At 43.9% G+C, this 7984-nt stretch carries 8 protein-coding genes; 4 read left to right on the forward strand and 4 right to left on the reverse strand.

The window, feature by feature from the left end:
* Positions 1-149: 149 nt before the first annotated feature.
* From B4033_RS09240 to def, 3 genes are all read right to left on the reverse strand, one after another.
* On the reverse strand, positions 150-2165 hold the full coding sequence (locus B4033_RS09240) for a TonB-dependent copper receptor (RefSeq protein ID WP_286833363.1): 2016 nt from the start codon (positions 2163-2165) through the stop codon (positions 150-152).
* Positions 2166-2236: 71 nt separating this feature from the next.
* Complete coding sequence (locus tag B4033_RS09245) at positions 2237-2656, reverse strand: DUF2946 family protein (protein WP_286833366.1); 420 nt, start codon at positions 2654-2656, stop codon at positions 2237-2239.
* A 92-nt stretch (positions 2657-2748) separates the two neighbouring features.
* Positions 2749-3279 carry a peptide deformylase gene (gene def, locus B4033_RS09250; RefSeq protein ID WP_005220256.1) on the reverse strand — a complete coding sequence of 177 codons (531 nt, stop codon included), beginning with the start codon at positions 3277-3279 and terminating at the stop codon, positions 2749-2751.
* 120 nt (positions 3280-3399) lie between these two features.
* Here def and B4033_RS09255 point away from each other — a divergent pair, with 120 nt between their 5' ends.
* The 4 genes from B4033_RS09255 (at position 3400) to B4033_RS09270 (ending at position 6868) form a co-directional block, all read left to right on the forward strand.
* Positions 3400-4554, forward strand: coding sequence for a LysM peptidoglycan-binding domain-containing protein (locus tag B4033_RS09255; RefSeq protein ID WP_004895279.1), 1155 nt, complete (start codon positions 3400-3402; stop codon positions 4552-4554).
* Positions 4555-4646: 92 nt separating this feature from the next.
* Positions 4647-5786, forward strand: a complete 1140-nt coding sequence (gene dprA, locus B4033_RS09260) for a DNA-processing protein DprA (protein WP_286833370.1) — start codon at positions 4647-4649, stop codon at positions 5784-5786.
* A gap of 40 nt (positions 5787-5826) precedes the next feature.
* Entirely contained in the window at positions 5827-6402 is a 576-nt protein-coding gene (locus tag B4033_RS09265; protein WP_004895281.1) for an L-threonylcarbamoyladenylate synthase, read from the forward strand.
* A gap of 172 nt (positions 6403-6574) precedes the next feature.
* Positions 6575-6868 (forward strand): hypothetical protein, encoded by a 294-nt coding sequence (locus tag B4033_RS09270; RefSeq protein ID WP_286833374.1) that lies wholly within the window; start codon positions 6575-6577, stop codon positions 6866-6868.
* Here the strand turns inward: B4033_RS09270 and B4033_RS09275 are convergent.
* Complete coding sequence (locus B4033_RS09275; RefSeq protein WP_286833375.1) at positions 6810-7712, reverse strand: DMT family transporter; 903 nt, start codon at positions 7710-7712, stop codon at positions 6810-6812. The genes B4033_RS09270 and B4033_RS09275 overlap by 59 nt on opposite strands.
* Positions 7713-7984 lie beyond the last annotated feature (272 nt).

Raw genomic sequence — 7984 nt, forward strand, 5'->3', positions numbered from 1 at the left:
CTTCCGATCTATTTATTTTAATAAAAATATTCGTTATTTTATTTGGAAATGGCCATACCAATTAAACATTTGATTTTTATAAATTTTATTAAATTAAAAAAGCAAAAAGCAGAACTTTCGTCCTGCTTTTTGTACTTAATCTAATCAGATTAGAACCTCATACTGATTCTTGCCCAGTAATTTCGTCCCATATTATTGAATTGTTCATTAGCCGCCAGACCGACACCTGCATTTCCCATCTTATTCAAATGCTCCGTATAGGTTTTATCTAACACATTATCAATACCCACCGACAAATCGATGTCTTCTGCTAAATTATAGGTTCCATTTAGCGATAATGTGCTAAAGCCTGCACTTGGCTGTAGATCGTATCCAATAATATTACCTTCATTCTTACTAATACGGTTTTGACCGTCCACTACACGCCACAACAATCCAACATTGTATTTGTCTTGAATATAGCGCAAGTTAACTCGTGCCTCTAAAGGTGAAATCTGTGGCAACGGCGTATTATTGGTGGTGTTTTCACCCCAAGCATACATTGCGCTCACGTCAGCCTGAATCGTATCAGTCAACTGATAACCAATTCCAGCTTCTGCACCAGCGATGGTGGCATCGACATTCCGGCTATGCGCTTCCAACATCCCCATCATACCAGTAGGTTTATATGTCGTTAACACATAATCATTAATCAAACCTGCGTATGCTGATGCCCATGAGTTGAACTTACCATGCGAGTGCTGATAACCCACATCAAGCTGTAAAGTCTTTTCAGTATCGATATTTTTAAAGGTATTTGTATTTCCATTGCCTGATTTAGGACTAAACAGTTCCCAGTAGTCTGGCATACGCTCCACATAACCCAGTCCAATATAGGTTTTGCCATCTTCATGTTCAGGATGAATATTTTCGAAACGCAGGAAACCACTTGGTAAAAGTTGCTGACGAGACTGATTAGTTTGCACTGCATCGACATCCACCTGATCTAAACGCAGACCTGTGACAAATTGATTGTCGTTGCCCAAATCATAAGTCAGTTCACCAAACGCGCCAATGGATTGAAATTCCATGTCGGTTATACGAGGTAGATTCTGATATGAAATACCATCTGTTGTCTTACGAATCGAATGCTCATTGTTTTGCGTATCAACACCAGAGATCAGTTTAACCTTATCCCATTCACTGGTCATGGCGACACGCGCATTTAAAGTTTTACGTGCAACGTTAGTTGCCATTTCCATCATAGGTTTAGCACGTAAACTATAGTTATCCATCACATGGTCGTTATAGTTATAGTTGATCTGCCCTTCTACTTTCTGAATCACGTCGCTGACATCTCTCTTTTCAACACGCAAACCTAAACTTTCACGGGCAAACTTGGAACCATCCATCATACGGCCAGCATACACTGCTTCACCATCAGCCTTACCACCGGTCAGTTCTACCCAGGTGTTTTCATCAGGTGTCCAGCCTAAAGCCAGATCAGCATTCCAGCGTTCCCAGTCTGATGGCACAGTATTGCCATTACCATCCTGATAGCTGTTGGCTACCGAGCGGTTGGTATTGAGGCGAATATATTTCTGTTCATCACCTGCTGCAACTTCGACATTATGATCGAAACGCCCGAAGGAACCCATCAAAACACTGGCCTGACCGCGATAATGTTGATCTTCCCCAAACTGTTCAGGTGTACGTTCAAAAATGACGGTTGCTGCCGAACCGGTATTGGCATATTGAACCGTTTGCGGGCCTTTAATCACTGAAATACGATCATAACTTTCTGGAGAAATATATGAAGTGGGCGAATCCATCCGGCTTGGGCAGGCACCGAGGTTTTCAGTGCCATCAGTCAGGATTTTAATGCGTGAACCGAACATGCCACGAAAGGTCACATCGCCATTGGTACCTGCTCCGCTATTGACCGAACTAAAACCTACAATACTTTGCAGATAATCTGCGCCATCAGTTGCTGGCACTGGCTGAATCGGCTGTTTAGGATCTGCACGCACAATCAGACCATTGGCATCATTACCGGCAGTTGAAGTCACCACAATTGGAGCCATGGTCTGTACTGGCATGGTTTCATTTGCCAGTACCGTCGAAGAGTAACAAGCAACACAAATCGCAGCCGCAAGAGGCTGTAAAGAAAATTTAGGCTGAGCCATTTCTATCTCACTAAATACATAAATTGAACACGGCCTAAGTCAATTAAGACCCAGGTAAAAACAACGTGGATTTATGCAAACAGTGGCGGTGCCCTGCCCTGTGGTAGCAGAAAGAGTTGTTGCAGAACAAACCAGACATGACTGAATGCTTGTTTAAATGCAATCAGTCGAACCTGAATTCGATCCAGTACTTCTTTTAGATCCAGTTCAGGTGGCAGGACCAGATTGCCGTAGACGGTACAGTACTGACATTGATGACTGGCATCATGATGGTCATGGGCAACTTCTACAGATGCAGTCTGAATACTGTGGTCAGCATGATGAGAATGAGCAGCCTGATGCTCATGTGATAAAGGCAACAAAAGTGCACGCGTGATGGTTTCACAGACCGGAGCAACCTGATATTGCTTCGGCAGCAAAGGCTGCAAGAATACAGCGATCTGTAAAAATACGGCTGCCAGAGAAAGTAGCAATCCGCCACGTGTCACCATAGGAGAAGGGCAAATAAAAATTTGTCACCGTTAATTATAACAAAGCCCAGTAAAAACTGGGCAATAATCAATGCATCAATACGACAAAATACTTAGCGTTTCACTGCAACTTTGGCTTTATCACGCTGACGTGCTGCTTTTTCAATTTTTTCACGGGCACGCTGGCGCTTCAAAGGTGATAAATAATCCACAAAAAGTTTACCATTTAAGTGGTCCATTTCATGCTGGATACACACAGCCAACAGGCCATCCGCCTCAACCTCAAATGCTTGACCTTCAAGATTAATTGCTTGAATTTTTACACGTGACGGACGCTCAACTTTATCGTATATTTGAGGTACTGATAGACAGCCCTCTTCGTATGGCTGTGTTTCTTCAGTCAATGGTGTAATTTTGGGGTTAATGAACACCATGGGTTGATCTTTATCTTCAGACAGGTCCATCACAATCAGCTGAATATGACGATCGACTTGTGTCGCGGCTAAACCGATGCCGGGCGCTTCATACATGGTTTCAAACATATCTGCAGCGAGCTGACGAATTTCATCAGTAACCTCTTCGACTGGTTGTGCAATGGTACGAAGACGGGGATCCGGGAAACTTAAAATAGGTAATAAGGCCATACTGCGTCCTCAATTATGCCATTGATCAAAAAACCAAATGAAGGAATGCTTCATTAAAAAATTGTGTGTAAGATCGTTATTATAACGCAACTTACATACATAATTTTAGGAATTATGATAATGAAAAAGGTTTTGAAGGGCATGCCATCTTTTAGTGCCTTGGGGATTAAAAATCAAATGCTCGCACTTGCAGTTTGTGTGGGTGTTGGTATGGGGACAATTTCAACTACACATGCAGCACCAGCTCGTAATGTCAATCCACCAAGCCTGAAAGCATCAGCACCGAATGTCTATGTGGTAAAAAAAGGTGACACATTATGGGATATTTCCAAGCGTTTTCTTAAAAATCCGGTACGCTGGCCAGAAATCTGGGCAGGCAATAAGCATGTGAAAAATCCACACTGGATTTTCCCGGGTGACCGTCTGCTGATGTGTGATTACCAGGGCCGCCCAATCATTGGTAAAGATGAAGGTGATGGCTGTACCGGTATCATCAACCGCTACCTTGGCACGAATAAGTTACAGCCTCAGGTGCGTATCGAATCGCTCAACAATACCATTCCTGTTATTCCTTTAGCCCATATCCAGCAATGGCTAGAGCGCTATACAATTATGGCAGCAGACTCTATTGAAGGCACTCCTTATATTCTGGGTACAGCTGATCAACGTGTACTGGCTGGTAAAGGCCAGAAAGTTTATGCACGTGGCAATGGCCTGGAAGTGGGTCAACGCTATGCAGTATACCGCGAAGCTGAACCTTATATACTGACTGATGCCAATGGTAAAAAATACACCGCTGCCCTAGAACTGCAACAGGTTGCTTCTGGTATCGCAGTCCGTGGTGAAGGTGATATCACCACTCTGGAACTGACCGACAGCTATAATGCTGAAGTCCGTCGTGGTGACCGGGTACTACCAGAATATGATCCAATGCTGCCTACCCTGTTCTATCCAGTAAATGCGGAAAACAACATTTCAGGTGGTCAGATCATTCGTGTATTGGGTTCAATTGGTACAGCTGCACGTCATAGTGTTGTCACCATTGACCGCGGCATAGCACATGGTGTTCAGTCTGGTCATGTGTTTAGTGTGAATCAGCAAGGTGAAGTCGTGACTGATCCAAAAACCAAAGAACGTGTACAGCTCCCGGGCGAACGTATTGGTAATGTCATGGTCTTCAAAACGTTTGATCAGTTCAGCTATGCCTATGTTCTAGACAGTGAATTGCCAATCAAAGTGGGCGCTACCATTCAGCCACCGCTGCTGGACGAATAATTTACAAGAACTTTAAGATGATGCTGTGATTCAGCATCATCTTAACCTCATTACTCATTATAAGAATAAGAAGACGCAAGATAGGTCTCAATATGTTGAATTTGTTATCTACGACTCAACTGGACAACATTCGCTTATGGTATGTAGTCCAGCACTCCCTCACCAGTTTCTATCGCTTATCTGAATATTATGAAAATCTTGCTGATGCTGTTCAGCCGGATCAAGTCGAGACCTGGCTAAAACTAGGCGTTCATAAAAATCATATCCAGCGGCTTCAGGATTTCAATTGCAAAGATTCCCAGCGCGAGTTTCAGTTTTGTCTGGAGCAGATCCAGAAAACTTGCGACTTTATTTTATTACATAATGAAGCGGACTATCCTCAGCAACTGAGTCATTACGCCGATAAACCGCCGATTGTATTTGGTCAGGGTAAAGCCGACAGTTTATTACAGCCACAGGTGGCAATTGTGGGCAGCCGCAAACCGAGCAATCACGGTCGTCAGATGGCTTATGATTTTGCGTATTACTTAAGTGAACAAGGTTTTTATATCAATAGTGGACTGGCACAAGGCATTGATGAAGCGGCACATCGGGCAGCGCTGCAGCAGCATCGTACTATTGCAGTGATGGGCACGGGTCTGGATCAAACCTATCCGGCGACAAATCAGCCATTAAAAGAACAGATCATTGCCCAAGGCGGCACGGTGATTACAGAATTTTTGCCCGGTACTCCGCCTCTGCAACATCATTTTCCACGGCGTAACCGTATTGTAAGTGGACTGAGTCTGGGTGTTATTGTGGCTGAAGCTGCACTGAAAAGTGGCTCACTCATCACCGCCAAACTGGCTGCCGAACAAGGAAAAACCGTGTTTGCGATTCCTGGACATATTTACAGTGAAAATCACAAAGGCTGTCACCAGCTCATCCGCGAAGGCGCAATTCTGATTGATCATCCACACCAGGTGGTTGAAGATCTGGCATTAGCCACCCAATGGCAGGCAGCTGAACAAACTTATAAAGCAGAAAATAGTGAAACCGAATTGATCGAGATTCCAGCACACCTGATTTCGCTCTACAACCAGCTCGACTGGATCGGAAAAGACCTAGATCAGATCAGCATTCAACTCAGCCAGGATGTTTCCACAATCACTGCACAGTTGATGGAACTGGAATTACTCGGTTTCAGTACACAGCAAGCCGGTATGTTTCTACGTTGTCGTACAGGCAAATAAGGTTCACAATAGCCCTTTGTTGTTTTTAAAAGGTATATACATGATCACCACCTCTGTTGCCGAAGCAGCGACATTCCTGAAACAAGGACAAGTTTTGGCATACCCTACAGAGGCTGTCTGGGGTTTGGGCTGTGACCCTCACAACGAACAGGCATTTCACCAGATTCTGCAACTGAAACAGCGTCCAATTGAAAAAGGTGTGATTCTTCTTGCTGGACATATTTCCCAAGTAGAACATTTACTAGAAGCACTGACACCAGAAATCCGCGAACGTATTATTGCTTCATGGACCAACCGCAGCGTATCCGAACGTGCCACCACCTGGCTATTACCTGCCAGTGAAGATATTCCGGCCTGGATTAAAGGCAATCATCCTAAAGTTGCGGTACGTGTTACCACCCACCCTTTATGTATGGCTTTATGTCAGGCTTTTGGAGGCTATATCGTTTCGACCAGTGCCAATCCAGCAGGTCTAAATCCCGCACTTTCACTTCAGGATGCAAAACAGTACTTTAAAGAATCTGAGAGCCTGAACTACTTAAATGGCGATTTAGGACTGAGTCAGGAACCCAGCAAAATTATTGATGCTGTGACAGGTGAAGTAATCCGCGCTTAAGCACGGATTCATTTTTTGGCTTTTTCAAATCCGACTAAAGTTTTAAGGTAAAAAAAAGCTCAGCCATATAGGGATGGCTGAGCATAAAAAAGGATGTGTATTATCACATCCAGAGGGTATCGAAATCTCTGGGCATTTCAGCAACAGTCGCTGATCTGCGATGGAGCGTATTATGGGCGAACAGTTTAAAAAAAACAAATATATTTTAGCTCTTAAAAAACAGCTTAAACCTATGATTAATCAATCATTATTTGAAAAAAATTCAAATTATCTTGCTCTTTTTAAAGTGCTTTTTAAAGAAGCTAAAAGCTACTCTTCTCGACTAAAGTCTATTTGCCTTTATTCACGAGATCATTCAAGCAAAAAATTAAGTTTGTTTGTTCGTTTTTTGGGCAACTATTTGGCTTTCAGGAGCACTGGCGCCACAGTTTTTTTTTCTGGGCCAGCACAATTCCGAACAGAATAATCGCCCCACCAATACTGTGATAAATGGTCCAGGCCTCTTTTAACCAGACAAAGGCAATTAAAGCGGTAAACACCGGCATCAGGTTCATAAAGATACTGGTGCGGGTCGGTCCCAGACGCTGAATCGCCATCATCCACACCAAAGGGGCAATTAATGAAGGGAAAATACTGGCGTAGATAACGCTGCCGGCATTGGTCATATTGATGGCATCAAGACCCAACCAGGTCACAAACGGCAGGTGATACAGCAGCGCAAACAGAATCTGCACATACAGGCTCAGCATTAACGGAATCTGCAGCTGCCATTTTTTCAGAAAAACCCCATAAAAGGCATAGAAAAACACGGCGATAATCATCAGCAGATCGCCCCATTGGCCGCCGGCATGCAGCAGGCCCCAAGGATTGCCCTGCCCCATCACATAGATCAGCCCGGCAAAGGACAACAGACTGCCAATAATGGCGTAGCGATTCGGAATATCGCGCAGAATCAGCATCGACACAAAAATGGTAAAAATCGGAATAAAGGCATTAATAATGCCCATATTGGTGGCGGTGGTGTAATGTGCAGCGGTATAAGCCAGTCCCTGATACAGCACCAGACCAAAGGCACTCAGCACTGCCAGCTGTTTCAGATGCGGCACAATCAGGGCACGCTCACGAATCACCCGCGGCAAAATAAACGGGGTTAGAATCAGAAAGGCAAAAAACCAGCGATAAAAACTGATGCTCACCGGCGAGATAAAGTCGGTCACATAGCGGGTCACGACAATATTCAGTGACCAGATCAGTACCGCAGTCAATGGCAGTAATAATGCCCACCACACTACCTTGTGTTGCTGTGTCATATACTCATCCATAAAGTGTAGGGTTCAGCATTGTCTGCAAGTCCAAGCCAGCAGCTTTCAATTCAACGCCGTTATTGTGTAGCACAAGCATAATTGATTTTTCACATAAAATTAATGCATGGATTTAAATTTACCCGACTGCCCTACATGTTTTTACTTGTACTCAGCCGGAATACCCGTTACAACATTCGACAGGATAAACACATCAAAAACAGGACTTCATATGAGCACTTCAGTCTACGACATTCCAGTATTAAGCATTCAGGGTGCAT

Source organism: Acinetobacter sp. UBA3132, from assembly GCF_002364825.1.
GTDB lineage: Bacteria > Pseudomonadota > Gammaproteobacteria > Pseudomonadales > Moraxellaceae > Acinetobacter > Acinetobacter schindleri.